The organism is Vibrio sp. YT-19(2023), assembly GCF_033337395.1.
In genome coordinates, this window is sequence record NZ_JAWOQN010001222.1 from 1 (window position 1) to 506 (window position 506).

At 46.2% G+C, this 506-nt stretch carries 2 pseudogenes; both read right to left on the reverse strand.

Features of this window, described 5'->3' with window-relative positions:
* A pseudogene (locus R7E78_RS30950) lies at window positions 1-223 on the reverse strand (GNAT family N-acetyltransferase); the annotation flags it as partial.
* Window positions 224-335: 112 nt separating this feature from the next.
* Window positions 336-506, reverse strand: a pseudogene (locus R7E78_RS30955) (putative 2-aminoethylphosphonate ABC transporter substrate-binding protein); the annotation flags it as partial.

Here is a 506-nt window from a genome sequence, read left to right on the forward strand (position 1 = left end):
CTTTCCCTTGTTGACTTGAAGATACCGCAAACTTCCTTAGTCTTGCTGCGCCATTGTTGAAGAAGACTGACGCCACACCCACCAGCTCTCCGTTCACATAACTCCCGTAATGATAGCCAGTTTCATCTTCATCAACCTTGCAAAACTCAATGCTTTTGCTTGGCCATAAAACCTGCTGTCGAAGCGGCAGCGTCTGCTCCGCATTAATACGTTGTATTTCCATGCACTTCCTCTTTTCTACCTGAGTATCCGGCCATTAATGTGCCTCTACTTTTCGCAAGATGCAAAAAAGGAGAGCAACCGCTCTCCTTTGACAAGCGGATTTGTCGTAACCCTTATGATTTTGGCTCTGATTTCGCGTCAAATTTCTCAGACCATGTCGCTAAGATTTCTGCACGCTTGCTGCCCATTTGCGGAAAGTCCATCTTCGCCATGTTCTCTTGAACGTTAGGGAAGTTAGATACGGTCGCCTTCACTTCTTTATGTCCAACCACTGGGTACATTTC